A 413-nucleotide genomic window follows, 5' to 3' on the forward strand; every position below is an offset into this window, starting at 1 on the left:
TCCTCGAACGGCGAGAGATACGGGTTCTGGTACGCAAGACCGACGACAAAGCCCACCATCACCTGGTTGTTGTCGATGTGGTACAGGAACGAGCCGCCGTAGGTGTCCGACTCGAGCGGCCAGCCGGCGGTGTGGATCACGAGGCCGGGCTGGTGCTTCGAGGGATCGATCTCCCACAGTTCCTTGATGCCGATGCCGTAGACCTGCGGGTCCGAATCCTTGCCCAGCTTGAACTTCTCGTTCAGTTGACGGCCCAGATGCCCGCGGCAGCCTTCGCAGAACAGCGTGTACTTGGCGTGCAGCTCCATGCCGAGCTGGAAGTTTTCGGTGGGCTCGCCGTCCTTGCCGACACCCATGTTGCCGGTGGCGACGCCCTTCACGGAACCGTCGTCGTTGTAGAGCACTTCGGCAGC

The 413-nt window shown here is 62.2% G+C and carries 1 protein-coding gene; it reads right to left on the reverse strand.

Going from position 1 to position 413, the window contains the following annotated elements; all coding sequences use genetic code 11:
* A partial coding sequence (locus AB4Y43_RS40515; protein WP_368730294.1) for an NAD(P)/FAD-dependent oxidoreductase occupies nt 1-413 on the reverse strand: 413 nt, incomplete at both ends.

Origin of the sequence: Paraburkholderia sp. BR10872, assembly GCF_040965835.1 — a bacterium.
Classification (GTDB): domain Bacteria; phylum Pseudomonadota; class Gammaproteobacteria; order Burkholderiales; family Burkholderiaceae; genus Paraburkholderia; species Paraburkholderia nodosa_A.